The 23,677-nt window shown below is 62.9% G+C and carries 28 protein-coding genes; 8 read left to right on the top strand and 20 right to left on the bottom strand.

The annotated features are described in order from the left end of the window. Window positions 1-84 precede the first annotated feature (84 nt). The 8 genes from AC6CIG_RS10140 to feuN all read right to left on the bottom strand — a co-directional run bounded on the left by AC6CIG_RS10140 (window position 85) and on the right by feuN (window position 7,284). Window positions 85-540: a cytochrome c-type biogenesis protein gene (locus AC6CIG_RS10140; RefSeq protein WP_026168565.1), complete on the bottom strand. Its 456-nt coding sequence runs from the start codon at window positions 538-540 to the stop codon at window positions 85-87. Then, entirely contained in the window at window positions 540-2,522 is a 1,983-nt protein-coding gene (locus AC6CIG_RS10135; protein ID WP_437408393.1) for a heme lyase CcmF/NrfE family subunit, read from the bottom strand. The genes AC6CIG_RS10140 and AC6CIG_RS10135 overlap by 1 nt, the downstream gene beginning before the upstream one ends. Beyond that, window positions 2,519-2,971, bottom strand: a complete 453-nt coding sequence (ccmE, locus tag AC6CIG_RS10130; RefSeq protein ID WP_018094557.1) for a cytochrome c maturation protein CcmE — start codon at window positions 2,969-2,971, stop codon at window positions 2,519-2,521. The genes AC6CIG_RS10135 and ccmE overlap by 4 nt, the downstream gene beginning before the upstream one ends. Next, entirely contained in the window at window positions 2,968-4,113 is a 1,146-nt protein-coding gene (gene ccmI / locus AC6CIG_RS10125) for a c-type cytochrome biogenesis protein CcmI (RefSeq protein ID WP_437408392.1), read from the bottom strand. Before ccmI ends, ccmE begins: the two co-directional genes overlap by 4 nt. Before the next feature lie 171 nt (window positions 4,114-4,284). After that, window positions 4,285-4,731 carry an RT0821/Lpp0805 family surface protein gene (locus AC6CIG_RS10120; protein WP_437408391.1) on the bottom strand — a complete coding sequence of 149 codons (447 nt, stop codon included), beginning with the start codon at window positions 4,729-4,731 and terminating at the stop codon, window positions 4,285-4,287. A 214-nt stretch (window positions 4,732-4,945) separates the two neighbouring features. Further along, a complete protein-coding gene (gene feuQ / locus AC6CIG_RS10115; RefSeq protein WP_127712287.1) occupies window positions 4,946-6,331 on the bottom strand; it encodes a two-component system sensor histidine kinase FeuQ in 1,386 nt (461 codons plus the stop codon). Then, the gene (gene feuP / locus AC6CIG_RS10110; RefSeq protein ID WP_003527364.1) at window positions 6,321-6,992 is read right to left on the bottom strand and encodes a two-component system response regulator FeuP; all 672 of its coding nucleotides are present in this window, start codon (window positions 6,990-6,992) and stop codon (window positions 6,321-6,323) included. Before feuP ends, feuQ begins: the two co-directional genes overlap by 11 nt. A 40-nt stretch (window positions 6,993-7,032) precedes the next feature. After that, entirely contained in the window at window positions 7,033-7,284 is a 252-nt protein-coding gene (gene feuN, locus AC6CIG_RS10105) for a two-component system FeuPQ modulator FeuN (RefSeq protein ID WP_003527365.1), read from the bottom strand. 343 nt (window positions 7,285-7,627) lie between these two features. On the opposite strand from feuN, the gene AC6CIG_RS10100 reads away from it, so the two are divergent. Next, window positions 7,628-7,768 carry a hypothetical protein gene (locus tag AC6CIG_RS10100; RefSeq protein WP_003527368.1) on the top strand — a complete coding sequence of 47 codons (141 nt, stop codon included), beginning with the start codon at window positions 7,628-7,630 and terminating at the stop codon, window positions 7,766-7,768. A 65-nt stretch (window positions 7,769-7,833) separates the two neighbouring features. After that, window positions 7,834-8,169, top strand: coding sequence for an MmcQ/YjbR family DNA-binding protein (locus AC6CIG_RS10095; protein WP_018094552.1), 336 nt, complete (start codon window positions 7,834-7,836; stop codon window positions 8,167-8,169). 43 nt (window positions 8,170-8,212) lie between these two features. Here AC6CIG_RS10095 and AC6CIG_RS10090 read toward each other — a convergent pair whose 3' ends face one another. Further along, complete coding sequence (locus tag AC6CIG_RS10090) at window positions 8,213-8,680, bottom strand: YcgN family cysteine cluster protein (protein ID WP_003527370.1); 468 nt, start codon at window positions 8,678-8,680, stop codon at window positions 8,213-8,215. Between the two features lie 120 nt (window positions 8,681-8,800). Between AC6CIG_RS10090 and AC6CIG_RS10085 the strand changes: the two genes are divergently transcribed. The 3 genes from AC6CIG_RS10085 to AC6CIG_RS10075 all read left to right on the top strand — a co-directional run bounded on the left by AC6CIG_RS10085 (window position 8,801) and on the right by AC6CIG_RS10075 (window position 12,258). Further along, on the top strand, window positions 8,801-11,035 hold the full coding sequence (locus AC6CIG_RS10085; RefSeq protein ID WP_127712286.1) for a transglycosylase domain-containing protein: 2,235 nt from the start codon (window positions 8,801-8,803) through the stop codon (window positions 11,033-11,035). Window positions 11,036-11,132: 97 nt separating this feature from the next. Beyond that, entirely contained in the window at window positions 11,133-11,720 is a 588-nt protein-coding gene (locus AC6CIG_RS10080; protein ID WP_018094550.1) for a DUF1214 domain-containing protein, read from the top strand. Further along, window positions 11,713-12,258: a DUF1254 domain-containing protein gene (locus tag AC6CIG_RS10075; RefSeq protein WP_437411641.1), complete on the top strand. Its 546-nt coding sequence runs from the start codon at window positions 11,713-11,715 to the stop codon at window positions 12,256-12,258. The genes AC6CIG_RS10080 and AC6CIG_RS10075 overlap by 8 nt, the downstream gene beginning before the upstream one ends. Before the next feature lie 108 nt (window positions 12,259-12,366). Here AC6CIG_RS10075 and AC6CIG_RS10070 read toward each other — a convergent pair whose 3' ends face one another. The 3 genes from AC6CIG_RS10070 to AC6CIG_RS10060 all read right to left on the bottom strand — a co-directional run bounded on the left by AC6CIG_RS10070 (window position 12,367) and on the right by AC6CIG_RS10060 (window position 13,917). Beyond that, window positions 12,367-12,537 (bottom strand): hypothetical protein, encoded by a 171-nt coding sequence (locus tag AC6CIG_RS10070; RefSeq protein ID WP_013844138.1) that lies wholly within the window; start codon window positions 12,535-12,537, stop codon window positions 12,367-12,369. Window positions 12,538-12,824: 287 nt separating this feature from the next. Next, on the bottom strand, window positions 12,825-13,109 hold the full coding sequence (locus tag AC6CIG_RS10065; protein ID WP_018094548.1) for a hypothetical protein: 285 nt from the start codon (window positions 13,107-13,109) through the stop codon (window positions 12,825-12,827). Window positions 13,110-13,266: 157 nt separating this feature from the next. Beyond that, window positions 13,267-13,917, bottom strand: coding sequence for an SH3 domain-containing protein (locus AC6CIG_RS10060; protein WP_437408389.1), 651 nt, complete (start codon window positions 13,915-13,917; stop codon window positions 13,267-13,269). Window positions 13,918-14,159: 242 nt separating this feature from the next. On the opposite strand from AC6CIG_RS10060, the gene AC6CIG_RS10055 reads away from it, so the two are divergent. Next, window positions 14,160-15,215 carry a DUF2336 domain-containing protein gene (locus AC6CIG_RS10055; protein WP_437408388.1) on the top strand — a complete coding sequence of 352 codons (1,056 nt, stop codon included), beginning with the start codon at window positions 14,160-14,162 and terminating at the stop codon, window positions 15,213-15,215. A gap of 171 nt (window positions 15,216-15,386) precedes the next feature. On the opposite strand, the gene AC6CIG_RS10050 is transcribed toward AC6CIG_RS10055, so the two are convergent. From AC6CIG_RS10050 to AC6CIG_RS10040, 3 genes are all read right to left on the bottom strand, one after another. Then, window positions 15,387-15,722: a DUF1491 family protein gene (locus AC6CIG_RS10050; protein WP_018094545.1), complete on the bottom strand. Its 336-nt coding sequence runs from the start codon at window positions 15,720-15,722 to the stop codon at window positions 15,387-15,389. An 86-nt stretch (window positions 15,723-15,808) separates the two neighbouring features. Further along, complete coding sequence (locus AC6CIG_RS10045; RefSeq protein WP_437408387.1) at window positions 15,809-16,762, bottom strand: peptidoglycan-binding domain-containing protein; 954 nt, start codon at window positions 16,760-16,762, stop codon at window positions 15,809-15,811. Next, the gene (locus AC6CIG_RS10040; RefSeq protein ID WP_437411640.1) at window positions 16,734-18,311 is read right to left on the bottom strand and encodes a sensor histidine kinase; all 1,578 of its coding nucleotides are present in this window, start codon (window positions 18,309-18,311) and stop codon (window positions 16,734-16,736) included. The genes AC6CIG_RS10045 and AC6CIG_RS10040 overlap by 29 nt, the downstream gene beginning before the upstream one ends. Before the next feature lie 515 nt (window positions 18,312-18,826). Between AC6CIG_RS10040 and AC6CIG_RS10035 the strand changes: the two genes are divergently transcribed. Together AC6CIG_RS10035 and AC6CIG_RS10030 are read left to right on the top strand one after the other, a co-directional pair. Further along, window positions 18,827-19,264, top strand: a complete 438-nt coding sequence (locus AC6CIG_RS10035) for a DUF5330 domain-containing protein (protein WP_437408385.1) — start codon at window positions 18,827-18,829, stop codon at window positions 19,262-19,264. 179 nt (window positions 19,265-19,443) lie between these two features. Then, the gene (locus AC6CIG_RS10030) at window positions 19,444-19,866 is read left to right on the top strand and encodes a SufE family protein (RefSeq protein ID WP_437408384.1); all 423 of its coding nucleotides are present in this window, start codon (window positions 19,444-19,446) and stop codon (window positions 19,864-19,866) included. 202 nt (window positions 19,867-20,068) lie between these two features. Here the strand turns inward: AC6CIG_RS10030 and mucR are convergent, their stop codons facing one another. From mucR to AC6CIG_RS10005, 5 genes are all read right to left on the bottom strand, one after another. Continuing rightward, window positions 20,069-20,500, bottom strand: a complete 432-nt coding sequence (gene mucR / locus AC6CIG_RS10025) for an exopolysaccharide biosynthesis transcriptional regulator MucR (RefSeq protein ID WP_018094540.1) — start codon at window positions 20,498-20,500, stop codon at window positions 20,069-20,071. Window positions 20,501-20,905: 405 nt separating this feature from the next. Continuing rightward, window positions 20,906-21,256: a monovalent cation/H(+) antiporter subunit G gene (mnhG, locus tag AC6CIG_RS10020; RefSeq protein WP_018094539.1), complete on the bottom strand. Its 351-nt coding sequence runs from the start codon at window positions 21,254-21,256 to the stop codon at window positions 20,906-20,908. Beyond that, window positions 21,256-21,642: a cation:proton antiporter gene (locus AC6CIG_RS10015; RefSeq protein WP_127712281.1), complete on the bottom strand. Its 387-nt coding sequence runs from the start codon at window positions 21,640-21,642 to the stop codon at window positions 21,256-21,258. Before AC6CIG_RS10015 ends, mnhG begins: the two co-directional genes overlap by 1 nt. After that, complete coding sequence (locus AC6CIG_RS10010) at window positions 21,639-22,115, bottom strand: Na+/H+ antiporter subunit E (RefSeq protein WP_018094537.1); 477 nt, start codon at window positions 22,113-22,115, stop codon at window positions 21,639-21,641. The genes AC6CIG_RS10015 and AC6CIG_RS10010 overlap by 4 nt, the downstream gene beginning before the upstream one ends. Beyond that, window positions 22,112-23,677, bottom strand: a complete 1,566-nt coding sequence (locus AC6CIG_RS10005; protein ID WP_018094536.1) for a Na+/H+ antiporter subunit D — start codon at window positions 23,675-23,677, stop codon at window positions 22,112-22,114. The genes AC6CIG_RS10010 and AC6CIG_RS10005 overlap by 4 nt, the downstream gene beginning before the upstream one ends.

The following is a 23,677-nucleotide window of genomic DNA, read 5'->3' as shown; positions in this document are numbered from 1 at the left end:
TTGGTAATGTTCCGCTCGGCCCGGCAAGCTGCCGGAGTCCCTGCGCCGGATCGTGCGCCGCAACGCCGGGAATCCCGCTCGAGATCAGGGCCGCAGGAGCTTATCCAGCGCTTCCTTTTCCTCGGCGGAAAGGGGTGCGCCGGGAATCCGCGCGGCGCGGCGCCGCGCCGCCAGGACGAGGGTGACGATGCCGGCCACGAGAAGGATGGCGGGCATGCCCCACAGCACGAGCGTCTTGGCCTCGAAGCGGGGATTCAAAAGAACGAATTCGCCATAGCGCGAGACGACGTAGGAGATCACGGCTTCGTCGGAATCGCCGTTCTTCAGCCGCTCGCGCACGAGCAGCCGCAGGTCCTTGGCGAGTTCGGCATTGGAGTCGTCGATCGACTGGTTCTGGCAGACCATGCAGCGAAGCTGGGCGGAAATCGCACGGGCACGCGCCTCTAGCGCCGGATCTGCGAGCACCTCGTCAGGATTGACGGCAAGGCTCGGGACGACCGAGGCAAGGAGAAGGAAGAGCGCGAGCAGCAGCCGCCTGATCATTCGGCAGCTCCCATCGCCAACGCCTTTCTGGCACGCGCCGGTGCGCCCACGCGAAGGCGCCGATCGCTGAGCGAGACGATGCCGCCGGCCATCATCACGAGCGCGCCGCCCCAGATGCAGAGAATCAGCGGCTTCCACCAGATGCGGACGACGATGCCGCCATCCGCCATGTCGTCGCCCAGCGAAACATAGAGCTGACTGAGGCCGAAGGTCCGGATCCCGGCTTCCGTCGTCGGCATGCGGCGCGCGGAATAAAGCCGTTTCGACGACCAGATATCGCTGACCGCGACGCCGCCCCGGCTGATGGTGAAATGGCCGGCATCCTCGGTATAGTTCGGCCCGCGCCCTTCACGCATGCCGTCGAAGCGCAGGCTGTAGCGTCCGACGTCGACCACCGCGCCGGGCTTCATCTCGACGACCGTTTCCGTTTCGAAAGCCGTGACCGTGACTATCCCGATCAGGGTGATTCCGAGCCCGATATGGGCGAGCGCCGTGCCGAAAGCCGAGCGCGGCAATCCCGAAAGCCGTCTCCAGGCGACGCCCGCCGCCACTTTGCCGAGACCGGAGCGCAGAACCAGATCGGTAAGCGCTCCCAGGATCAGGTAGACGCCGAGGCCGAGGCCGAAGGGAGCCAGGACCGGGCCGCCGTGCAGCGCGTAATAGCAGATCGCGGCGGCGAGCAGGCCCAGGGCGGCAGCCACAAACAGACGTTGCGCCGCACCGGCAAGGTCGCCGCGCTTCCAGGCAAGCAGCGGACCGAAGGGAACGACGGCGATGAGCGGCAGCATCAGCAGACCGAACGTCATGTTGAAGAACGGCGCGCCGACCGAAATCTTGTCGCCGGTCAGCGCTTCGAGTACCAGCGGATACAGCGTGCCGGTCAGCACCGTCGCCGTGGCCGTCGTCAGGATCAGGTTGTTGACGACGAGCGCACCCTCGCGCGAAACCGGCGCGAAAATTCCCCCGGCCTTGAGATGGGAGGCACGGAAGGCAAAGAGCGAAAACGCACCGCCGATGAAGACGACCAGAATGGCGAGAATGAAGACGCCGCGGGTCGGGTCGGTGGCGAAGGCATGGACGGATGTCAACACGCCGGAGCGCACCAGGAACGTGCCGAGCAGCGACAGCGAAAAGGTCATGATCGCCAGCAGCACGGTCCAGATCTTCAGCGCCTCTCGCTTCTCCATGACCAGGGCCGAGTGCAGAAGTGCCGTTCCGGCAAGCCAAGGCATGAAAGAGGCGTTTTCGACCGGGTCCCAGAACCACCAGCCGCCCCAGCCCAGCTCGTAATAGGCCCAATAGGAGCCCATGGCGATGCCGGCGGTAAGAAAGGTCCAGGCGGCGAGTGTCCACGGCCGCACCCATCGCGCCCAGGCCGCGTCGATCCGCCCCTCGATGAGGGCGGCGACCGCGAAGGAGAAGCATACGGAAAAGCCGACATAGCCGAGATAGAGCAAGGGCGGGTGGATCGCGAGCCCGATATCCTGCAGCACGGGGTTGAGGTCCCTGCCCTCGCCCGGTGCCGGCACGAGCCGCGCGAAGGGATTGGAGGTCAGCAGGACGAAGAGCGCGAAGGCCGTCGCGATCCAGGCCTGCACCGCAAGCACGTTCGCCTTCAACGTCTCCGGCAGGTTTCGGCCGAAGAGCGCCACCATCGCGGAAAAGAAAACGAGAATCAGCAGCCAGAGAAGCATCGAGCCTTCATGGTTTCCCCAGACCCCGGTGATCTTGTAGATCAGCGGTTTGAGGGAATGCGAGTTCTCCCAGACGTTCTTGACCGAGAAATCCGATGTCACATAGGCGAATGTCAGCACCGCGAAGGAGAATGCCACCAGCAGGAAGCAGACGAGCGCCGCGTTTGCTGCCAGGCCCATCAAGGAAGGGTCGCCGCGCCGCACTCCCAGGACCGGCAAGACGCCCTGGATGATAGCGGTCGCGAGCGCCAGGACCAGTGCATAGTGCCCGAGTTCGATGATCATCGGATGTTTTCCTCCCCGCCGAGCGTGACGCCCTGCGCTTTGAGGCGGTCGGCGACATCCTTCGGCATGTATGTCTCATCATGCTTTGCGAGGACGGTGTCGGCAACGAAAACCGGGCTGCCGCCGACGAAGGCTCCCTCGGCCACCACGCCCTGGCCCTCGCGGAAGAGGTCGGGCAGGATGCCCGTATAGGTCACCGGAACGGTCGCAAGCGTGTCCGTCACCGTGAATGTGATGGTCCTTCCCTCGCCGCGCTTTACGGAGCCCGCCTCGACAAGCCCGCCGAGGCGGATGCGCGTCCCCGGCGCGACGCCGGCCTTCTCAAGGTCGCCCGGAACGTAGAAATAGGCGACCGCCTGGCTGAAGGCGAACATGACGAGCAGCACCGCGGCCGTCAGAAATGCCACGCCGCCGCCGATTATCGCCAACCTTTTCTGCTTGCGTGTCATTCAGCCTCTCCGCCCGCGTCGATCCCTAGTTCCCGGGCCAAGGCCAGCAACTGCTTTCCCTGCTCGCCCGTTTCCGGGAAGGCTCTCAGCCCGTCATGCAACGCATCTTTCGCCCTGTCCCTTTGGTCGAGCACCACATAGGAACGGATCAGGCGCATCCACCCCTCCAGGTTGGCCGGATCCTCCTTCAGGCGGCTTGCCAGGCTGTCGACCATGCCGCGGATCATCGCCTGCCGGTCGCCGGCATTCATTTCCTCTGCGGCGGCAATATCGCCGGGAGCCGGATTTCCGGGCGCGGCAGGGCCTGGACCGGCCGGGGCGGCGGCGAGCTCCGCCATATGCTGGTTCACCAGAGACAGCCAGGGCGCATCGGCCGGTGAGCGCTCCGCGAGCTTGCGGAAGGCGGCGAGCGCATCGGTGTGCTTGCCCTCCTGCTTCAGGCCGAGTGCGAGGTAGAATGCGGAGCGCGGATCGTCGGGGTCGAGCGCCAGCGCCTTTTGCAGCGCGTTCTGCGCCTCGGATGTGACCAGGCCGCCGGCCTGCGCCACAAGAGCCTCGGCGTAGCCGCCCATTCTTGCCGGGGTTGGCCCGAGCAGGCGGATCGCGCGGTCGTAGGCGGCGACGGCGTCGTCCACGCGGCCATGGCGCATGTAGATCGGCGCCAGCAGATCCCAGCCGGCCCCGTCCTGCGGATTGAGGGCCAGGTGGTTTTCGGCCTTCGCGATCAGGATGTTGACGTCGTCGCCGGGGTCGGCAAGGCGAGCCGCGAGCGGCTGTGCCGGCACACCGGGGCTGCCGGTCGTCAAATAGAGACAAAGGCCGACGGCCGGAAGACAGAGGAAAATGAAAGCTTGCGCCAGGCGGTTGGATAGAAGCCGCTTCGGCGTGCGCTCCGCCACAGCCTGATCCGCGGCACTGGCGGCCAGCATGCGGCGGGCGATCTCGGCCCTGGCCAGCTCGGCCTCATCGCTTCCGATCAGACCGGCCTCCCGGTCCCGCGCCAACTCGCCGAGCTGATCGCGATAGACTTCGATGTCGTGACTATGGCGAGACGGCAGCGGTTCTACCGCCCGCATGAGCGGCAGAAGAAGCACGGCTGCGACAGCCGCCGTCAGAATGGCGACGAGGATCCAGAACAACATGCTTGGGGAATACTATGAGGGCTATGTCATTCCAACTCGAAAACCGGCAATGACGTATATTTGAGGCGTTTCGCCGCAAGAATGCCGCCGCGCAAGAAGAATCCGCTCGCCCAAAGCAGCCCCCGCGATTCAACACCTTCCACGGTTCGCGATATTCGAGGGCGGTGCCGCTCAGGTGAGCGGCGTCCAGCTTCCATCGCTGTTGCGACAGGCGGCGCCGCGTGCCGTGGTCTGTTGGCTCTTGATGGTCACCGTATGGCTGTACTGACGGCAATTCTGCGACCCGACCTGATAGGGTGCGGCAGCGACGACCGAGCCGCTGACACCCCGCCCTTGCCAGGCGACGGGCTGCCCGCCCGGCGCGGCTTCGAGGGCGCGATACTCGGCCTCGAGCGCCCGCTGCCGATCCGACGTGCCGAGCTCGACGCCGCCGAGACGCGAAACGACGCCACCCTGCAGGGCTTCGATATAGGTGGCGGACGATGCAACGCGGGTGGACGCTGCTCCGAGTCCGCCAACCGCCCCACCCTGACCGGACGAGGTCGTGCCACAGCCGGCGAGGGCTACACCCGAAGCCACCACCGCGATCCTACCGCGTGACGCGAAAGCTCGCGTCATTTCTGCGTAATTCCTCATGATACGCGCTACTCATTCCTCTTGTCGGTCGCCAGTCGCGCCTCGGGAATATCCATCGAAACGGCTGGCTCCGGTCGGGTTCTTTTTGCACCACCTGCGGATGGAGGCAACCGCCTGCCGTCAGCGCCGGCATTTTCAGGCCCGGGTGTGACCGCCGGATCACGATCGTCCCGCATCAGTCGTATCCGACCGGCGCTCAGACCGCGGCCGGCAGTACGAGGGTAGCCCGCAACCCTCCAACATCGCGACGGCTGAGCTCCACACTTCCCTGATATTCACCCACGATTTCGCTTACGATCGAAAGACCGAGCCCGGTTCCGGGCTTGCTCTCGTCGAGCCGCTTGCCGCGTTTCATCGCCAACGCGATCTGATCGGGGTCGAGCCCCGGTCCGTCGTCGTCGATCTGGAGCACGATCCACTGGCGGCCCGGCTCCCTTTCGCGCGCATCTTCGGGGGCCGGCTCAACATTCAGCGAAATCCTATCCTGCGCGTAACGGGCGGCGTTTTCCAGCAAGTTGCCGACCGTTTCCTCGACGTCCTGCTGTTCCATCGCCAGCACCAGTCCGGGCGGATTGATGGAGAGGCTGAATTGCTTGTCCGGGTTGAGCCGCCGCATCACCCGCATGATTCTTTCCAGTGCCGGCTGGGCTTCGGTCCGCGCCAGAACCGACCCGCGCTGGGCGGCAATCCTGGCGCGGCTGAGATAGGACTGCACCTGTGTCTGCATGGCGTCCGCCTGGGCCCTGACCAGCTCGCCGTGCGGCACCTCCAGCACTCTCGCCTCGTTGAGCAGCACGGCGATCGGCGTCTTGAGCGAGTGGGCCAGATTGCCGACCTGCATGCGCGCGCGTTCGACGATACGCCGATTGCTGTCGATCAGCGCATTCACCTCGTTGGCAAGGGGTTGGATCTCCCGCGGGAACGCGCCATCCAGCCGTTCGCTTTCCCCCGTGCGGATCTTTTCGAGCGAGCGGCGTACCTGGTCGAGCGGCTTCAGGCCGAACAGGATCGTGAGCGCGTTAACGCCAAGGCCGCCAAGGCCGAAAATGGACAGGGCGATCGTGAGGTTGCGCGTGAAGCGATCTATGTCGGCCTCGAGGACATCGCGATTGCCTGCGACGCGGAAGCGGGCGGCGTGGCCCTGAATGTCGAGAACGACCTCGGTTTCGGCCACCTCCACCGCGTTTCCGAACGGATCCGTGGTGGTGTAGAACCGCTCGTAGCGGATATCGAAGGGGACCTCGTCGACGCTGACGATCGGCAGTTTCGCCGTGCCGAGCGAGGTCGATATCAGCGGCGGCGTGTCGAATTCGCCGATCGGCTCGACGATCCAATACCAGCCCGTCTGCGGCTGGGAAAAGCGTAGGTCGCCAAGCTGCGGGCTCCCGGAGAGCGCGGCCTTCTCGTCGACAGAGATGGAGTTGATGACGTTGTAGAGCTGCGCCCGCAGCAGGTCCTGAAAGCCGCGCTCGGAGCCCTGCCGATAAAGGGCGGAGATGACCACCCCGATCACCACGAGGGCAACGACGGCCCAGACGGTCGAAACCGCCAGAACGCGCGCCGTGAGCGATCTAATGGCCATTGCCGGGTGCTTGCATGCGATATCCGAGGCCGCGCACCGTTTCGATCAGATCATTGCCGATCTTCTTGCGGAGCCGGCCGATGAAAACCTCGATCGTGTTGGAATCGCGATCGAAGTCCTGATCATACATGTGTTCGACCAGCTCGGTGCGGGAAACCACCTGTCCCATATGGTGCATGAGGTAGGAAAGCAGACGGAACTCGTGCGATGTGAGCTTCAGCGCCACACCTGCGACGGTCGCCTTGGAACCCTTGGTGTCGAGACGGACGGGGCCGCAGACGATCTCGGAGCTTGCGTGCCCGGCGGCCCGCCGGATCAACGCACGGATGCGGGCCAGCACCTCCTCTACGTGGAAAGGCTTCGCCACATAATCGTCCGCGCCGGCATCGATGCCGGCGACCTTGTCGCTCCATCGATCGCGGGCGGTCAGGATCAGCACCGGCATGGTCTTGCCGTCTGCGCGCCACTTCTCGAGAACGGTAATGCCGTCCATCTCCGGAAGGCCTATATCGAGAATTACCGCATCATAGGGCTCCGCATCGCCCAAATAGTGGCCCTCTTCGCCGTCATAAGCCTGGTCGACGACATAACCGGCCTCCTTGAGAGCGTCGGCCAGCTGCCTGTTCAGATTGGTATCGTCCTCGACGATCAGAATGCGCATTCTCGTCCACTTCCCTTGCCTTCGGGTACCCCGAAAAAGCTTACATAGGCACTTTCACCGTGACTTTCTTGGGGCGCCCCCCGTTTCCCGGGATGAGCACCGTCACCACGCACTGCCCATCGCCGGTTGGCTGGGCAGAAAGCAGCTCGCCACCCGTCTGGGCAACCACCTGCGCGGCGGCCGCGCTGCAATCGCCAGCCACGCGGACGACAACCGCAGGCATGTTGACGGCAGGCGGAGAAAAGCCTGCGAGGCCTGCGGCGAGCGCGGCTATGGTCAATGCTGAAGACATGAACGCACTTTCGACTTGGGAAGCACTATGCCGGAATCATTAACCGATACAGGCTGAATGGCAAATGAATGTCGGCCTTGAGGATCCGCGGACTCGCGTCCGGCGGTTGTCTGACCTCTGTCACGGGGATCGACCACAGATTGCAGAGGTTGGCGAACAAATCTTTCGGATAGCTCGGCGCGCGTATCAATGAGACTGCTGCCACCTTTCTGTGGATCAGGTGAGAAATTAATCGATTTAAATTTTTTTCAATCGTTTAAATGCTTTAAACCGCTGATTTACAAAGTCTTTATCCTGTGGAATCGTCCGCCCAGTCCAACAGTCTCGCCCAAAGGAGGACCGGATGAAGACACTCGCGAACAAGCCGCCGGTATCACCGCAATCCAGAATCCCGCAGTCGCTGCTCGAGCGGTTCGAGAACGAGTGGCGCGAAATGCGCACGGTCGGCGAGGCTGCACAGAAGACCGTTCCCCCTGCAGAGTGAATTGCCCCGGCGGCCCGGCGCCGCCGGTTTTTTGCCAATCGGCAATTCCGTGCTACTCTCCTTCCATGCTGTCCGAAGAAATCGAAAAGCTGGCCCTGAGCCTTCCGGGAACCCAGGAAAATGCCCATTTCGGTGCACGGGATTTCCGTGTGGGCAACCGGATTTTCATGACCCTGCCGGAAGCCGGTCGCGCCGTATTCAAGTTCACGCCGGACCAGCAGCGAATGCTTCTGGAAATGGAGCCCGGCGTCTGCGCCGCCGTTCCCGGCGGCTGGGGCGCACGCGGCTGGACATCATTCTATTTCGTCGGTGCCGACGACGAACTCGTTCGCCAGTCCATGGAAACCGCATGGCGCAACGTCGCGCCGAGAAGCCTCGTCAGCAAAAACGGCCGGCACTGACGGCGACAGTACGCATAGTCGCTGCAGCACTCTGAGGCGTGCCCTAATCGGCCGGCTCCCTGCCCACCTCCAGCGGCCAGGTCACGAGATAATCTTCATAATCTTCGATGTCGATGCCGTCCTCCGCGACGGTGCGTCCGCGCACGGATATGCCGGCCGCATGCACCGTCTCCGGATCGCCGGAGACGAGCGGGTGCCACCAGTAGAGATCTCTGCCTTCGGCGACCAGACGGTAGCCGCAGGTCGGCGGCAGCCAGCTGATTTCGCGCACCGCTTTCGGCGTCAACTGAATGCAGTCTGGGACGGTTGCCTGGCGATTGTCGTAGTCCTTGCAGCGACAGCTTTCGCCGTCCAGCAGGGTGCAGCGGATCGAAGTCCAGGCGATCTCGGAACTGTCCCAATCCTCGAGCTTGTTGAGACAACAGAGCCCGCAACCATCGCAGAGACTCTCCCACTCCGCGCCGGTCATCTCCTCGAGACCTTTCGTCTTCCAGAAAGGCATTTCGCCCATAAAGTCACACTTTCGTAAAATTCGATCCAACATGGAAACTTCGCAGAAAATTGCCGGTTTTTTAAGGCGGGTTGCGCGATATGCAAGTAGATTGGATTGCCGCCCCGTGCAAATATCGTCATGAGGCAGAACCTTCGGGACATGAAAGCCGTGCAGGAACCGAGGAAAGAGGACAACCGGCCGAAAAGGCGACACATCTTTCTTCGGATCGATTCCTGGATCGATTCGACCGTATGGAGTGCAGGATTCCGGCTCGGCGAGTGGTGGGAGGACACCACCATCTTTTTCCGCCGTTTTCGCGTGCGCGGCTGGAAAAGAGCGTTCTTCGAAGTGCTCGGCGAGGGAATGACCCTCGGCGCGGCGGGCTCGGTGCTGATGCTGGCGCTCGCCCTTCCCGCTTTCGAGGAAACCAAGGGCAACTGGCGGGCGCAAAGCGATTTCGCGGTCACCTTTCTTGACCGCTACGGCAACGAGATCGGCCACCGGGGTATCATCCACGAGGATTCCGTCCCGATCGACGAGCTGCCCGATCACCTCATAAAGGCGGTCCTCGCCACGGAAGACAGGCGCTTCTTCGACCATTGGGGCATAGATTTTCTCGGGCTCGCGCGCGCCATGACGGAGAACGCTCGCGCCGGCGGGGTCGTTCAAGGCGGCTCGACACTGACGCAGCAACTGGCCAAGAACCTTTTCCTCTCGAACGAGAGGACGATCGAGCGCAAGATCAAGGAAGCCTTTCTTGCCGTCTGGCTCGAATCCAACCTGTCGAAAAAGGAAATCCTCCGCCTCTATCTCGACCGCGCCTATATGGGCGGCGGCACCTTCGGCGCGGCAGCGGCGGCGCAGTTCTATTTCGGCAAGGCGATTACCGACGTCAATCTTGCCGAGTCGGCGATGCTCGCCGGTCTCTTCAAGGCGCCGGCGCGCTATGCCCCCCATGTAAACCTGCCGGCGGCTCGTGCCCGCGCCAACGAGGTCCTGAGCAATCTCGTACAGGGCGGGCTGATGACGGAAGGACAGGTCATCGCCGCCCGCCTGACCCCAGCCTCGGTGGTCGATCGTGCCCAGGTCAAGGCACCGGATTTCTTCCTCGACTGGGCCTTCGAAGAGGTCCAGCGCATTGCCGCTCCCTTCGCGCAGCATTCGCTGATCGTGCGCACGACGATCGACATGGGGCTGCAGCAAGCAGCCGAGGAAGCGGTCGAATCGGGCCTCAGGCAATATGGCGAGAGCTACAAGGTCAAGCAGGGCGCTCTCGTCATGGTCGAGCATGGCGGCGCGGTGCGGGCGATGGTGGGCGGCCGCGACTACGGCGAAAGCCAATTCAATCGCGCCACGCGCGCGCTGCGCCAGCCGGGGTCGTCCTTCAAGGTCTATACCTACGCTGCCGCGATGGAAAAGGGCATGACACCGGAAACCATCGTGGTGGACGCGCCAATCACCTGGCGCGGCTGGTCGCCGCAGAACTACGGCCGCAAATATGCCGGCCGGGTAACGATGATGAACGCGCTCGCGAGATCGATCAACACTATTCCGGTCCGCCTCGCCAAGGACAAGCTCGGTACCGAAATCATTGCCGAGACCGCCAAGAGAATGGGCGTCGAGACCCCGGTTCGCACCGACAAGACCATGCCGCTCGGCACCTCCGAAGTGACCGTGCTCGATCAGGCGACGGCCTATGCGGTCTTTCCGGCGGGCGGGTTCCAGTCGCAACGCCACGGCATCAGCCAGATTCTCAACTATGACGGCGACATTCTCTACGACTTCGGGCGCGACGCGCCGCCGCCGCGCAGGGTTCTGAGCGAACAGGCGGTCTCGTCGATGAACCGCATCCTGACGCAGATCCCGGTCATCGGCACGGCGCGGCGCGCAGCCCTCGACAACGGGATCGTCACCGGCGGCAAGACCGGAACGACACAGGCTTATCGCGACGCATGGTTCGTCGGCTTCACCGGCGACTACACCACGGCCGTCTGGTTCGGCAATGACGACTATACCTCCACCGATGAAATGACCGGCGGCTCTCTCCCGGCGATGACCTTCAAGCGGCTGATGGACTATGCCGAACAGGGGATCGAGCACCGCGCGATTCCGGGCATCGAAATCGCGCCCGCCAAACCGGCGAAGGAGCGGGTCGCCGAAACTGCGAAGCCGGACGAGAACGCCCTGCCGCCGCTCGTGCGGCCGCGGTCGCTATCCGCGGACGTAACCCGGCTCTTGAAAAAGATCGGCGACACATTCGAGAAAGCCCAACCGCTCAAGGCGCGCGAAAGGCCCGGCGGCAAGGTGGCCGTGCTCGAGCCGACGGATCGCGGCGTGAACATGCGGACCATGCCCGGCACGACAAACAATTGACTTTGCAGTCAGAAATCCGTTCTCTGGCGAACAGGCCGAGCGGCGCCCCTACGAGCGCCGACAGGGTAAACGACGCAACATTCGATAGAGCCGCCACTTGTTTCGAGTTCCCCTCCTTGTCGCTCTTGCCCTCATCGTCGCGTTCGGCGGCGGAATCGGGACGGCCGTATGGGCGCTGAAGGCGACCGTCGGTTTCGGCTCGATCGCGATCGGTCCCTGGATCGCTTTTCCCGAAGCGCAGACCGTCTCCGCCGATCCCTATGCCAAGGCGCACCGCGCCCGGGCCGGCGAATTGCTCTATGGCGGCGCCGAGGGACTGGCCTTTACCGCGCTCACGGACGATACCGGCGCGCGCCTCTCAGCCGCCTGCTCCTATGACATCTCGGGTATGACGCCGCCGGCGCGGTTCTGGACCCTTTATGCTGCGGCGGCGGACGGGACCGCGCTACGGCCGGGACCGGAACTGCCCTCCGCAATCAATTCCTGGACCGTCCTGCGCGCCGAGGACAGCCGCTTCGTCATCCACGTTTCCCCGGTGGCCCAGCCCGACAACTGGCTGGCGATACCCCGGACGGGCAGCTTCGCGCTCGTGCTGACCCTTCTGGACACGCCGACGGCAGGCTCCTCCGGCTTGATCGACCTAGCAATGCCGAAGATCGTAAAAACCGGGTGCGGGCATGCGTAGCATCATCTTCGCCAGTCTCGTCGGTCTCGTCGGAGCGGCGCTTCTTCATATCGTGATCGTGCTCGCCCTACCCCAGTTCACCGGCCGCGATGCCTATACGCGCGTGCTCGGCCTGCTCGAAATGGACAGCTTCTTTCCGCTGACGGCCGAACCGGGGCCGACAGGCCTGAACAACGCCGACCCCTTCCTGCGTACGGCCGTCTGCAGCTTCTCGGTGGCGGATGCTCCGGCTCGCTTCGTCGGGCGCGGCGACGTGCCCTTCTGGTCGCTTGCGATCTTCGACAGCGGGTCGAACGAGGTCTTCAGCATGAACGACCAGACAGCCGTCCATGGCGATCTCGATCTCGTGGTCGCCACACCGATCCAGCTCGTCGAGCTGCGCAAGTCGCCGCCCGAAGCGCTGGCGCAATCGATCATGATCGAGATGAAGGACGAGGAAGGTTACGCAGTTCTTCGAGCCCTGGCACCTCTCGACAGCTTCGAGGACCTGGTCCGCACATTCCTTGCGGAGTCGAGGTGCGAGCCCTTCCAGCGGTAGCGGCGAAGGTAACGGCGATTTGGGGCAAACTGAAATCGAAGTGGTCGAAGTCGGGCGGCGAACGAGCGCACCGCCCCGGCGGGCGCTGCCGGCGCTTCGCCCGCGGGTTTACTGCTTCTTGGCCTGGCGGCCAGCCGGGGCAGTTGGCTGCGGTCCGCGGCCGTCCAGCCTTTCGTAACGGATCCCCGTGAAGAACAACACCTTGGCGCCGCCCTTCCCGACAGGACGCCGTCGAGGGCGTTTGACGATCCGGTCCTGCATTCTGATTACGTCTGCCATGCTCGTCTCCATAGTCTCACGAGACGGATGAACTACCGTACAGATTTCACCCTGCCCGTTTTCGGGCTGACGCATTTTCCGGTGCCCGGACAGACGCGCCCTTCTCAGTCACTCCTTCTTCCGGTCACCCGGATGTCGTCCGTTTCGGCATAAGAGGCGAGGCGATAATAGCCGCCTTGTGCCGATTGAGCCACAGCCTGGTTAACCGTTTGTTAATCCAGACCATGACGCATTAACCTCGCGCAATCCTCAATCCTGGGGGATTTGCAAATCCGGCAATCCGTCCGTCAGCGCCTTGCGATTAAACCGAAAAGGAAAGCTACACCCGCGACCGTCAGCAATGTCGAAATCGGCTCTTCCCGAACGCGCTCCCGGACGCGCTGCGTCATCAGTTCCGCTTCCCCCTGCACGACCGCCTTGGCTCCGGTGCCGATGGCCGAAACGGTCTCCGTCAGCCGGGCGATCTCTGCCTTCAGTTCCTGGACCTGGGATTCCAATTCGGCCTGTGCGCCTGACGCCCGCGTTTGGGCACCCGTCTCTGCGCCGACTGCCGCCAGATTCTTCTCCGCCATCTCTCCGCTCCTTGCCATTCCGGTATCACCCTTTGCGCGATTTCAACGCGTCGAGGCCGGATTGGTTCCCATGGAGGACGACGCAAGAACCAGCGGCTGCAGGAAGGGCGGCGACGATCGCCGCCGACCCTGGAGTGAAGCGGCCAAATCGCCGCGCCTACGGTTCGCAGCGAAAATCCCCGCCGTCGCATTCCGCGATGGTCCTCTGCCCGTGGTAACGGCGCTCGCGGCGCGACTGTTCCCGGTCAGCGCCCTCGATCCCCCGCCGCCAGCGGTCATCGTCACGGCCGCGCTCCGATTCCCATTCGCGCCGCTCTCTTTCCCGGTCACGCTCCCAGTCTCGGCGTTCCCGCACCTGGCGGCGATCCCATTCCCGCCGGTTGCGTTCACGCTCGCGATCCCAATCGCGGTCATGCCTCCAGCGGTCGCGATGGCGATAGAAATCCCGGCCGCGGTAGTTCCGATCCCAATAGCTATCGAACTGGAAGACGACCGTCGGAATGCCGAGCGGCCGATAGTATTCCGGCTCCACATAGACCCGGCGGCTGCGATAGGCGGCCTGCACGTATCGGCCCGCCACCCATCCCCGTCCGCCATAGAAGGAAACGTCGCACCAGGGGCTTTCCGACAGGCAGCCGTGAATTTCCACCGATTCGCCGACGGGAATGACCGTTACAGCCGGATAATATGTACTCGGTCCCGAGCGCATATTGACATTGGCAGTGGCAAAACCTTCGGCCGCCGATGCGGCCGCGGGCATGAGCAGCAGCGCAAAGGCAGCCGCTGCCCGCAAGAATATTTTCTTCACAGATCAACTCCCACATGAGAGGCCGCAGCCCGACTCGCTTCCGGCGTTTGCCGTCAATCGGATCAAATAGGGGCGCTTGTGGACTTTTTATGGCTGAGGAAAGCGGCTTCTGCTGCCGGGGCGGCTCGTCACCAGAATGACGCAAGCCTGAATAAAGCCCCAACGTCCATAGTTAATCCTGCGCTAACGATTTCGATCTAGTTTTAGACACGTGTGTCGTTCCGAGCCATCGGAATGCCGTCATGCTTTGCGTTTTAGGATATGTCGTGACAAACCGGTTTCGTGAGTTGGAACGGCCGCAGACGGGGCGGTTGAAGGACGTCGTGCTGATGGCGACCGTCACCGGCTTCGAGAGCCTTCGGATTCCAAGCAGGTCCGACATGAAGCAGTTTGCCGAGCTGTTCGAGCCACTCTTCCTCGGCTCCAGCAACGAGGCCCGCCGACAGGCGGCGGCGGCACTATCCCAATGCCCCCACGTGCCTGAGCCGGTGGCCCTGCTGATCGGCAGCATGCCCATTTCGATCGCCGCCGCCTTCCTCGCCCGTGCGACAGCGATTTCCGACGGCGTGCTCATTTCCATCATTCGCCAGCAAGGGCCGGGCCATGCGAACGCCATTGCCCGTCGGGAGAGCCTTTCGCCTTCGGTGATCGACGCGCTGGTCGAGCATCATCAGTCCGCTCCCCTCCCCGCACGCCTTCACGACGGCGCCAGGCGCCCGGTGGGGAGCGATTCGCAGCCGGCTGCCGCAGCCGCCGATCGCGAAGAAAAGCTGCGCGCGGAAATCAAGGCGCTGGCGCGCGTCGGATCACAGGAGAAGAACGCCACCCCGTCGATCCAACCCATCAGCGAGCTGCATTGCGCGCTGCTCGTCCGTTTTGCGCGCAACGGCGAAGCGACCCTCTTCTCCACGGCCCTGGCAGACGCGCTCGGAGCAAGCCGCGCACTCACCGACCGGATATTGCTCGATGTTTCCGGCCAGCAGCTCGCCGCGACGCTTGCAGCTCTCGCCTTTCCGGCGGACGAGGAAAGCCGCGTGCTCGAGGCGCTCTATCCCCATCTTTCCGAAAGAATCGGCGGCGGCAACCGCGCCGAAGCGCTGATCGGAAGTCTCGACCGGCAGGCGAGCGGCGAACGGGTGGCGTCCTGGCTTCGCGCCGACGCAAACGGGGCGAAGCCAGGACGGCATGAGACCCTGCTTGCGGATAATCGAGCCGCGGACCCGCGCCGGTACGACGCGCAACCGATTGCGCGTCAGGGCAAGGCCGCCCAACCAAAGCGAGGCTTCGGCCAGTTCTAAATCCGTTGATCGTAGCCGATCAAAGAACAACGACATGCAGCAGTTCAAATTGCTACGTGGCGCGGGAAGAGTTCTTTCAGCCCAACGACTTGGGCTAGCTGGATTCCTGTGACGAGCACAGGAATGAGGAGATCGAGCAAACCGCGGCGGGTATCCCGAATCTCGAAGGCCCTAAACCAGATCGAACAGATCGCTGCAGTCGTCGAGTTCCAACTCTACGATCCAGCAGTCCGGGTCGAAGCGGATTTCCGAGGAAAGCGCCCGTTCGACCGCGTCGGCCTCGGCGCCACGCAATCGCACCTCGAAGCGGCGCGACGTGTCTCCTTCCTCATCGAAGAAATTCTGCGGCGCCGGCGCATAAAGCGTCTCGTAGCCCGATCGTCCGCGCTGCCGGATGAAGATCGCGCCGGCATCCTCCGCTCCCTTGCGCAACACAGCCGCATACCCGCCGCGTCCAAAGGCGTTCCGCAGAAGCGAGGAGACGAAAATGTGGGACTTCAGGCGCATGCACAGCTGATACACGCGCCACCGGCGAGATGCAAACGGAGCGGTCGACCGGCAGTGGTGCGCAACTGCTCCTCTTGCTCTGGCCGTCAGAGCGCTCCGATTTCCTTAAGCTTCTTGAGAACCTTGGGGTTGGGCTCTCCGGTCTGAGGAAGACGATAGTGTTTTTCGAAATGGCGGATGGCGGCGCGCGTCTGATCGCCGGCAACGCCATCGACGACGACATCTGCATAGGCGAGATTGCTCAGCCCCTTCTGGATGTTCATCACCATTTCGCTCGATACGGGGACCTCCGTGCGCGAGCTGAGCGCGTTTTCCTTCTCGGCGCTGCGGATGGCAGCGGCAACCGGATCCGCCTCGGCCGGAACAGTCTTCGGGTCGGCATAGGGCCGGTTGGCGGGCGTCGCAACTGCCGGCGGGGAACCGCCGGCGTTGCGCAGTGCCCGAAGCAGATCGTCACTCGGCGCACCCGTCTCCATACGGCCGGCCTGCTTTTCGAAGCGGAGGATCGCCGCCGAGGTCTTCGGACCGCTTCGGCCGTCCGGCGCTCCTTCGTAGAAGCCGAGCCTTGCCAGTTCCTTCTGGATGTCTGCAACCAGCGTCGAGACCGTGCTACCGGGCGCATCCGGTGAGTCCTGCGCCGGAAGCGACGCGTGCCGTTCGTTGGATCCGTCCGTTGCCGCATCGCCGGGTTTCGCGTTCCCCTCCCGCTCTATGACGAAGGTGGTAACATCGCGCTGCTCGACCGGCTCGCCTTTGGCAGCCGCAAGGCGCTCGGCCACTTCGGGACTGACGAGGGGCACGCGGGTACGCAGAAGCGGCGAGGGATGAGTACCGTTCTGGTACCACATGGCGTTTGCGGCGACGAAACTGAAGACGACGGCAAAGATCGCCGACCCGCCGGCGCTCACCGGATGGCGAGAGATCAGGCGACCGGTGAGCACCAGACCACGGCCGACGACAGCGAGTCCGCGCAAGGCCAGACCCGCTCCGCGCCGCGCCGCCCGCTTGCGCTCAGGCTGTTTTCGCTTGCGCGGCGCCATGTCCCCCTTCCCTGTCAATTTCTCCGGTGTGGAAAGCCTCGGAGAGCGCCGGCACTCCGATTTCGCTCTTTCCGTCTGCGTGCTGCCTCAATCGCGGCGGAAACTCCACTGTGACGGGCGCATCCGCGCACTCCCTTTCTGCCGCGCCGGAGGCGTCGCTGGGAATGGTTACGACGATAACGGTACCCTCCCCTTCGGCGCTGCGGATCGCAAAATCGCCGCCATGCAGTTCAGCAAGTCCCTTGACCAGCGAGAGGCCGAGTCCGGTACCCTCGTAGCGGCGGGTATAATCATTCTGAATCTGGACGAAAGGTTGGCCGAGCATTTGCAGCTTGTCCGCTGCGATCCCGATCCCGGTGTCGCTGACCGTCAGCTTCAGCATGTTGCCTTCAAGCGCGGCATCCACCGTGACAAGCCCGCCGCGGTCGGTAAACTTGATGGCGTTGCCGATGAGATTGATGAGGATTTGCTGGAAGGCGCGCTGGTCTGCATTGATCTCGCCGACCGAACGGGTGACGCGGCTCGTCAGCCGCACGCCTTTTTCGCGCGCCTGGTGCGACAGCATGGCCTCGCAGGCGGCGATCGCCTCGGCGACACGGAACGGTTCGAGGAGAAGCTCGTAACGGCCCGCTTCGATCTTGCTGATATCGAGCATCGTGTTGACGACCGAGAGAAGATGCGTGCCGGATTGATGGATCAGCGACACGTATTCGCGCTGGCGATCGTTTTCGAGCTTGCCGAAATATTCGCCTGCAAGCACGTCCGAAAAGCCGAGGATGGCATTGAGCGGCGTGCGCAATTCATGGCTGACGGCGGCAAGGAACCGCGTTTTGGCATCGTTGGCCGACTCGGCATGTGCTGCCTTGGCGGCCGCCTCTGCCTGCAAACGGGCCTCTTCGGAAACATCGCGAGACTGGGCGACAATCGCAAGGAGATTTCCTTCAGCGTCTCGAATCGGCGTCATCTCGCAGTAGATATGTGCGAATTGAGCGCCATCCGCCGACGTCCGCTCGAGACGGATGTCCACGGCAGAGCGCTCGCTGTCCAGGCGCAGCGAGTCAATCGCTCTGAGGAAGGCGATGCGATCCGACACATGGATCTGCTCGATGAAGCCGCGCCCATGCGGATCGCGCATCAGTTTCAGATACTCACTCGCATCGCGGCCGTGGACGGACAGGACGTGGCCCCGGGTATCGTGGACGGTCACCAAACCCGCAAAGAGATTATATGCCGCATCGAGATCGGGCAGTTCCGGTGCAGGCGCGAGTTCCACCTCGCCCGCCGCCGGGAAATCGCGGCCGCTCGCAATGGCTGCAGCCGCGGCCAGCAGGGATGCCGAGGCCCAAAGCGCCGCTCCCGCCGGCAGGGCGGCGGATACGGGCAATGCCAGGGTCAGCGCGAGAGGCACGATCGGCAGCGCGGTCAGCGATACGGCAGCGACGGCACGCAAGCGTCTGAAGTCGTGACGCGCAATTGCTGGGCCCAGGCCGCCGCGCGGCAGCCAGGGTGCGGCCGCTTCATCCACAAAGGATGTCCATCTGCCAGCCATGTCACGCAATAAACTCACGCCTTGCCCTGCCGAATTTGTCGTTCTTGCGAGGCATTTCCGGACCGTTCCGCGTTGTCGCGGACGACCGCCTCGTGATGACCCGAATCTCGCACCCCTGACTTAATGAAAGAATAAACGGCCGCTCTCCGAGGGCGTCCGAGGCGGTCGAAAGTTCCCGATTTGAGGCAATCCGAGCGAGCATCGTCAGATGTGGTTAACGGTGCGTAAGCAGCGGATTTTCGTGGATTTTTCGGCTCGCGTTAACGATTTGGGCAGGCATCGCCACTATCCGATGCCGGGAACGCGAGGCTTAGGGCCGAGACCTCAGCCACGAGCGTTAACGACGACCGCTGAAATGCAGGAAAAAGCGTCTGCACGAATATGCTGATTCCTGAATTTCGATAAAATTTGAAGCAAATACCGTTGTTTCTGGAAAAGCGGCCTTGTGATTCCCGCGCTAGTTTCGAAGCGTAAACACCACGGCCGGAGCCGAAGGCAAAAGAGGATGGCGCAAGATGTGGTTTCTCGTAAAGGCGACGTTCTGGTTCTCGCTGGTGCTGGTGCTGCTGCCGTTTCTCGATCCGTCGAGCAGCGAGAAGCTCGAGCACGGTCCGAAAATGGAGATCGGCGGCACATTCTCTGCCGCGAACGAAGCCTTCCAATATATAAGCGCGATCTGCGTAGAGAAGCCGGACGTCTGCGAGAAGGGTGCGGAGACTTTCGTCGCCCTCGGACATCGCGCCCGCGAAGGCGCTCGCATCGCCTATGAGTTTCTCAACACCCAGTTCGCCGAAGGCGACGCCGCCGCTCCCGACGTCAAGGTCATGACCGGTACCGTCGCACCGGCAGAAAGTATCCCTTCCGCGGAAGCGACGGAGAAGGCCGAACAAGCCTTCAAGCGTATGCCGGTTCCGGAACACCGCCTCGATCCCGGTACGGCTTCCGGGAAGTAAGCCCTGCAGCGTAGAAGGCAAGTCTGATCGTTCGGGCCTGACAGGCGGGGAAACGCGATTGCCTGTTCTCTTTGCGGCCCGCCTCTCCTATATGAAGGTGAAACGATGCGCCCGAAATGCGGTTGAAGCAGTTTCACGCAAACTGCTGTACTGAGCGGGCGCCGAAAGCCGGACACAGCATGACTTCACTTGACCAGATCATCGACGACTTTGCATTTCTCGACGAATGGGAAGATCGCTACCGCTATGTGATCGAACTTGGCAAAAACCTGCCCGAGATGCCGGAGGCCTCGAGGACGAGCGAGAACAAGGTGCAGGGCTGTGCCAGCCAGGTCTGGCTCGTGACCCATGCGACCGGCGATGCTGAAGACCCGCTTCTCACCTTCGAGGGAGAATCGGATGCGCATATCGTGCGCGGCCTCGTGGCAATCGTCCTCGCCATCTTCTCCGGCAAGCGTGCTTCGGAAATTACCAAAACCGATGCTCTCGACATCTTCGGCAAGATCGGCCTCATCGAACATCTTTCCTCGCAACGTGCGAACGGCCTGCGCTCGATGATCCGGCGTATCAAGAGCGAAGCCGAAGGACGCCTGCCTGCCTGACCGGCGAAGCGTCAGAGCACTTCCAGGACAAGTGTGTAACGGTTTTTCGTCCGGAAGCGCGTAGCTTCAACGGGTGGCAGCGTGTCAGTGTTTCAATGAAATACTTAAACGTCCTGAAAAAGCCGGCCTGAATGAACCGGCCGGCCTTTATGACACAACTCAGGCGTCGCGCGTTCCCGATGGCCCCTTGAGGCCGCCCGGATCACTTGCCGCGGCGCTTCCGACGCTGTCCGAGACCCATTTCCTTGGCGAGCCGCGAGCGTGCTTCCGCGTAGGCCGGCGCGACCATCGGATAATCGGCAGGCAAATCCCACTTGTCTCGGTAGTCTTCCGGCGAAAGGTTGTGGTGCGTCATCAGATGCCGCTTCAACGACTTGAAGGTGCCGCCGCATTCGAGACATGTGATCTGGTCGTCCTGCACCGACTTTCGGACCGAAACCGCGGGCTTCGGCTTTTCCACCGGGACGACCACCGGTGCAGGAGCCGTGGTGTTGTTGAGAGCCGAATGCACGTCGGCTATGAGCGTCGGCAGCTCGGCAACCGGAACCACGTGGTTGCTTACATAGGCGGCAACGATCTCCGCCGTAAGCTCAACCAGGAGTTCATTGCTCGCACCGAGCGAAGTCTCTGTCATTTCTTTCTCCTATCGGAATCCAGCGACGAAACCTGAAACAGAGTTCCAGGGGGAGGATGTACAAAATGCCGTCAATCAGCGCTTGCCGCCTCGGAACCGACCGCGATCTCGCAATGGAGACTGCGGTTCTGCCGCAACATCAAGGCTCGAATTGCGAGAGGGAAGAACCGTCACCAAGGCGCCAAAGCGGCCGACACCTCAAAGCAACGGACAAGCATCACAACTCAGGCTGGAATTTCATCTCTAAGTATTTTCCACGACGACACTTTGCATTTACTGCATTAACACTGATCTGCCAAAAGTCCAAACATAAATTTATCGGCATGCAGCAACTTTATTCCGAGTTGCTAAAATTGTCACGCTCGGCAAAATTGTCCTCAAATACAGAGTCAGAAATGCTGCCCGTCAATGCCCGCGCGGCTCTTCCTTATGGGGAAGCTGATCTATCACCGATCGTTTTGTCATCCTGTAGCCCGCTTGATGCGCGGCTTTTGCCAATAGATGGGCCGAGATCGGTGCCGTCAGCACGAAGAAGCCAAATCCCGCCAGTGCGCGCGCGAAGACGGCGGCATCGAGCGAATGCAGCCCGGCCGCAAAGAGCAGCAGACCCGAACCGACGGTACCGGCTTTCGAGGCCGCATGCATGCGGGTGTAAAGGTCGGGGAAGCGGATGAGGCCAACCGCGGCAAGCAGCGAGAAGCAGGCGCCGACAACCATGATCAGTGCAACGAGGTAAGCGATGATTTGCAGAACCATCAACGCGCTCCCTTGCGTTTGCGGCGCCCAGCCTGTCCCGCGCGCGAGCGCGTCGACGACGGCTTTGCCTGGGGCAGGTCAGTTGCGCCCGGCGTCACGCGCTCCGGCGAGAGACCGCGCGCCAGGATGAAGCGGGCGAAAGCGACCGTCGCAAGAAAGCCGACGAGCCCGAGGGCGATCGCGATATCGATGTAGAGATAAAAGCCGGTTCTCACGGCGATCACCGCGATCAGGCCAATCGCAATCGCCACCAGCATATCGAGGCCCAGCACCCGGTCCGGAAGCGTCGGCCCGCGAATGATGCGCAGCACCGTCAACAGCAGCGCGAGAGAGAGAAGCACGAGCGCCACGCCGGAGGCCGCGCTCAGGACTGCAGCGGGCGTCATCGTTCGAAGGCCTCCCGAATTCGACGTTCGAAGCCGCCGGCGATGTCTCGCCGCAGAGCTCCCGGATCGGCGCAATCGAGCGCATGGACGTAGAGGGTCTTGCGATCTTCGGAGACATCCACCGACAGCGTACCCGGCGTCAGTGTGATCAGATTGGCGAGCAGAGTTATCTCGAAGTCAGTCCTGAGCGCGAGCGGATAGGCAAAAATGCCAGGCTTCAGCGCCATGTTCGAGCGGAGAACCAGAAGCGCGACCTTCGTTGCGGAAATCGCGAGCTCCTTGAAAAACAACAATGCGAGCAGCAGCAGCCGCAACGGTCTCACCGGGTAAGCCACCGGGCGCAGCTCACGCCGGATCAACCAGAGCGACAAGGCGCCGGCCGCGAAGCCCAGCAGGAGGTTAGCGGGCGTGAAGCTGGCGCTGATTGCCCCCCAGATAAGCGTAAAGACCAGGTTGGTCAGCAGGAATTTCATTGCGGACCTCCTGCGGGAAAGACTGAATTCAGGTAAGCGGACGGCTCTGCAAGACCGGCTGCGGCGCTCTGGATCATCGCAAGCAGCGGTTCGGGATAGAGGCCAAGCGCAAGCGCCAGAAGCGTAAGTGCTGCAAGCGGACCCAGGGCCGTCGCGGACAGGGGGGCCGGGCCGGCGGCCGCCTCGGGTATTGCGCTGTCTCGCCAATAGGCCAGGAGGAAAAGGCGGCCGGTCGCAATCATGGTGAAGAAGCCGACGAGAAGGAGCGCGGCGGCAAGCCACCAGGCGCCGATATCGATGGCCGCCTTCACCAGCATGACCTTCGGCCAGAAGCCGGAAAAGGGCGGCAGCCCCGAAATGGCGAAGCACAGCATCAGGGTCAGCGCCGCAAACCCCGCATGCTTGCGGTAAAGGCCCGCAAGCGTTGCGATCGAGCTGTCTGCACCGAGGCGCATTGCGATCCCGGAGGCGAAATAAAGGCCCGTCATCACCAGCATCGAATGGAGCGCGTAGAAGATCGCGCCGCCAATGCCGCCCGGTCCACCGATGGCTATGCCTGCAAGCATCGAACCTATGCCCGAAACGACGAGGTAGCCGAGAAGGCGCCGGAAATCCGTTTGCGCGAGCGCGCCGAGAACGCCGACCATCATCGTCAGGGCACCGACGAGCGCCAGTACGAAGCTCAATTCCTCCCTTTCGATCGGGAAGAGCATGACCGTCACCCGGATCAACGCATAGATACCGACCTTGGTGAGCAGGCCGGCAAAGAGCGCCGACACGACGACGCGAGGGGTATGGTAGGAAGCAGGCAACCAGAAGTTCAAGGGAAACGCGGCCGCCTTCATGCCGAAGGCAAGAACATAGAGTCCGACCAAAGTCATCAACGGCGCATTGACGCGCAGTTCGTCGGCCTTGCGCGCGATGTCGGCCATGTTGAGCGTGCCGAACACGGCGTAGAGGAAGCCGGTAGCGACGAGGAACAGCGTTGTTGCGACCAGGTTCAGAAAGCCGTACTTCACCGTCCCGTCGATCTGCCCGCGCTCGGAGCCGAGGACCAGAAGCCCGAAGGAGGAAATCAGCAGGACCTCGAACCAGACATAGAGGTTGAAGATATCCCCTGTCAGGAAGGCTCCCGAAACGCCGGCCATCAGCAGCATCAGCAGCGGATAGAAACCATAGCGCCGGCCGCTGTCGTTGATATCGGCCAGCGAAAAGATGCCGGCCGCAAAAGCGACCAAGGCCGCCACCAGGGCAAAGAGCGCACCGGTCAGGTCGACCGTGAAGGCGATGCCGAACGGCGGCAGCCAGCGCCCCATCACCATGGTCGTCGGCCCGTTTCTTGCGACGTGATCGAGCAGCGCCACGTCGATCAAAACCAGAAGGGCCAGGCTCGCAAGCGCTATTGCGGGCTGGAGGCCGGCCCAGCGACGAAGCATCACGAGGAGCGCGCCGACGGCCAGACACCAGGCGACGGGCAGAACGACGAGCCATTCGACGGCCGACGCCGGGGTCAGCATCAGGGCCGCGGAAAGGTCGACGGGAGCAGGGGTGGAAACGGCCAT

This window comes from Sinorhizobium sp. GQ132 (assembly GCF_059758575.1).
This window is presented reverse-complemented; position numbering and strand designations above follow the sequence as displayed.

Bases quoted from the DNA above. Each gene is read 5' to 3' on its own strand.
- feuP (WP_003527364.1), bottom strand. From the start codon at position 6,992: ATGCGCATTCTGATCGTCGAGGACGATACCAATCTGAACAGGCAGCTG.
- AC6CIG_RS10035 (WP_437408385.1), top strand. From the start codon at position 18,827: ATGTGGTTTCTCGTAAAGGCGACGTTCTGGTTCTCGCTGGTGCTGGTG.
- AC6CIG_RS10045 (WP_437408387.1), bottom strand. From the start codon at position 16,762: ATGGCGCCGCGCAAGCGAAAACAGCCTGAGCGCAAGCGGGCGGCGCGG.
- AC6CIG_RS10065 (WP_018094548.1), bottom strand. From the start codon at position 13,109: ATGGCGGAGAAGAATCTGGCGGCAGTCGGCGCAGAGACGGGTGCCCAA.
- AC6CIG_RS10010 (WP_018094537.1), bottom strand. From the start codon at position 22,115: ATGAAATTCCTGCTGACCAACCTGGTCTTTACGCTTATCTGGGGGGCA.
- AC6CIG_RS10100 (WP_003527368.1), top strand. From the start codon at position 7,628: ATGAAGACACTCGCGAACAAGCCGCCGGTATCACCGCAATCCAGAATC.
- AC6CIG_RS10085 (WP_127712286.1), top strand. From the start codon at position 8,801: ATGAGGCAGAACCTTCGGGACATGAAAGCCGTGCAGGAACCGAGGAAA.
- feuQ (WP_127712287.1), bottom strand. From the start codon at position 6,331: ATGGCCATTAGATCGCTCACGGCGCGCGTTCTGGCGGTTTCGACCGTC.
- AC6CIG_RS10040 (WP_437411640.1), bottom strand. From the start codon at position 18,311: ATGGCTGGCAGATGGACATCCTTTGTGGATGAAGCGGCCGCACCCTGG.
- AC6CIG_RS10090 (WP_003527370.1), bottom strand. From the start codon at position 8,680: ATGGGCGAAATGCCTTTCTGGAAGACGAAAGGTCTCGAGGAGATGACC.
- mnhG (WP_018094539.1), bottom strand. From the start codon at position 21,256: ATGGTTCTGCAAATCATCGCTTACCTCGTTGCACTGATCATGGTTGTC.
- ccmI (WP_437408392.1), bottom strand. From the start codon at position 4,113: ATGTTGTTCTGGATCCTCGTCGCCATTCTGACGGCGGCTGTCGCAGCC.
- AC6CIG_RS10050 (WP_018094545.1), bottom strand. From the start codon at position 15,722: ATGCGCCTGAAGTCCCACATTTTCGTCTCCTCGCTTCTGCGGAACGCC.
- AC6CIG_RS10075 (WP_437411641.1), top strand. From the start codon at position 11,713: ATGCGTAGCATCATCTTCGCCAGTCTCGTCGGTCTCGTCGGAGCGGCG.
- AC6CIG_RS10135 (WP_437408393.1), bottom strand. From the start codon at position 2,522: ATGATCATCGAACTCGGGCACTATGCACTGGTCCTGGCGCTCGCGACC.
- AC6CIG_RS10095 (WP_018094552.1), top strand. From the start codon at position 7,834: ATGCTGTCCGAAGAAATCGAAAAGCTGGCCCTGAGCCTTCCGGGAACC.
- mucR (WP_018094540.1), bottom strand. From the start codon at position 20,500: ATGACAGAGACTTCGCTCGGTGCGAGCAATGAACTCCTGGTTGAGCTT.
- AC6CIG_RS10015 (WP_127712281.1), bottom strand. From the start codon at position 21,642: ATGACGCCCGCTGCAGTCCTGAGCGCGGCCTCCGGCGTGGCGCTCGTG.
- AC6CIG_RS10070 (WP_013844138.1), bottom strand. From the start codon at position 12,537: ATGGCAGACGTAATCAGAATGCAGGACCGGATCGTCAAACGCCCTCGA.
- AC6CIG_RS10005 (WP_018094536.1), bottom strand. From the start codon at position 23,677: ATGGCCGTTTCCACCCCTGCTCCCGTCGACCTTTCCGCGGCCCTGATG.
- AC6CIG_RS10030 (WP_437408384.1), top strand. From the start codon at position 19,444: ATGACTTCACTTGACCAGATCATCGACGACTTTGCATTTCTCGACGAA.
- AC6CIG_RS10120 (WP_437408391.1), bottom strand. From the start codon at position 4,731: ATGACGCGAGCTTTCGCGTCACGCGGTAGGATCGCGGTGGTGGCTTCG.
- ccmE (WP_018094557.1), bottom strand. From the start codon at position 2,971: ATGACACGCAAGCAGAAAAGGTTGGCGATAATCGGCGGCGGCGTGGCA.
- feuN (WP_003527365.1), bottom strand. From the start codon at position 7,284: ATGTCTTCAGCATTGACCATAGCCGCGCTCGCCGCAGGCCTCGCAGGC.
- AC6CIG_RS10055 (WP_437408388.1), top strand. From the start codon at position 14,160: ATGCTTTGCGTTTTAGGATATGTCGTGACAAACCGGTTTCGTGAGTTG.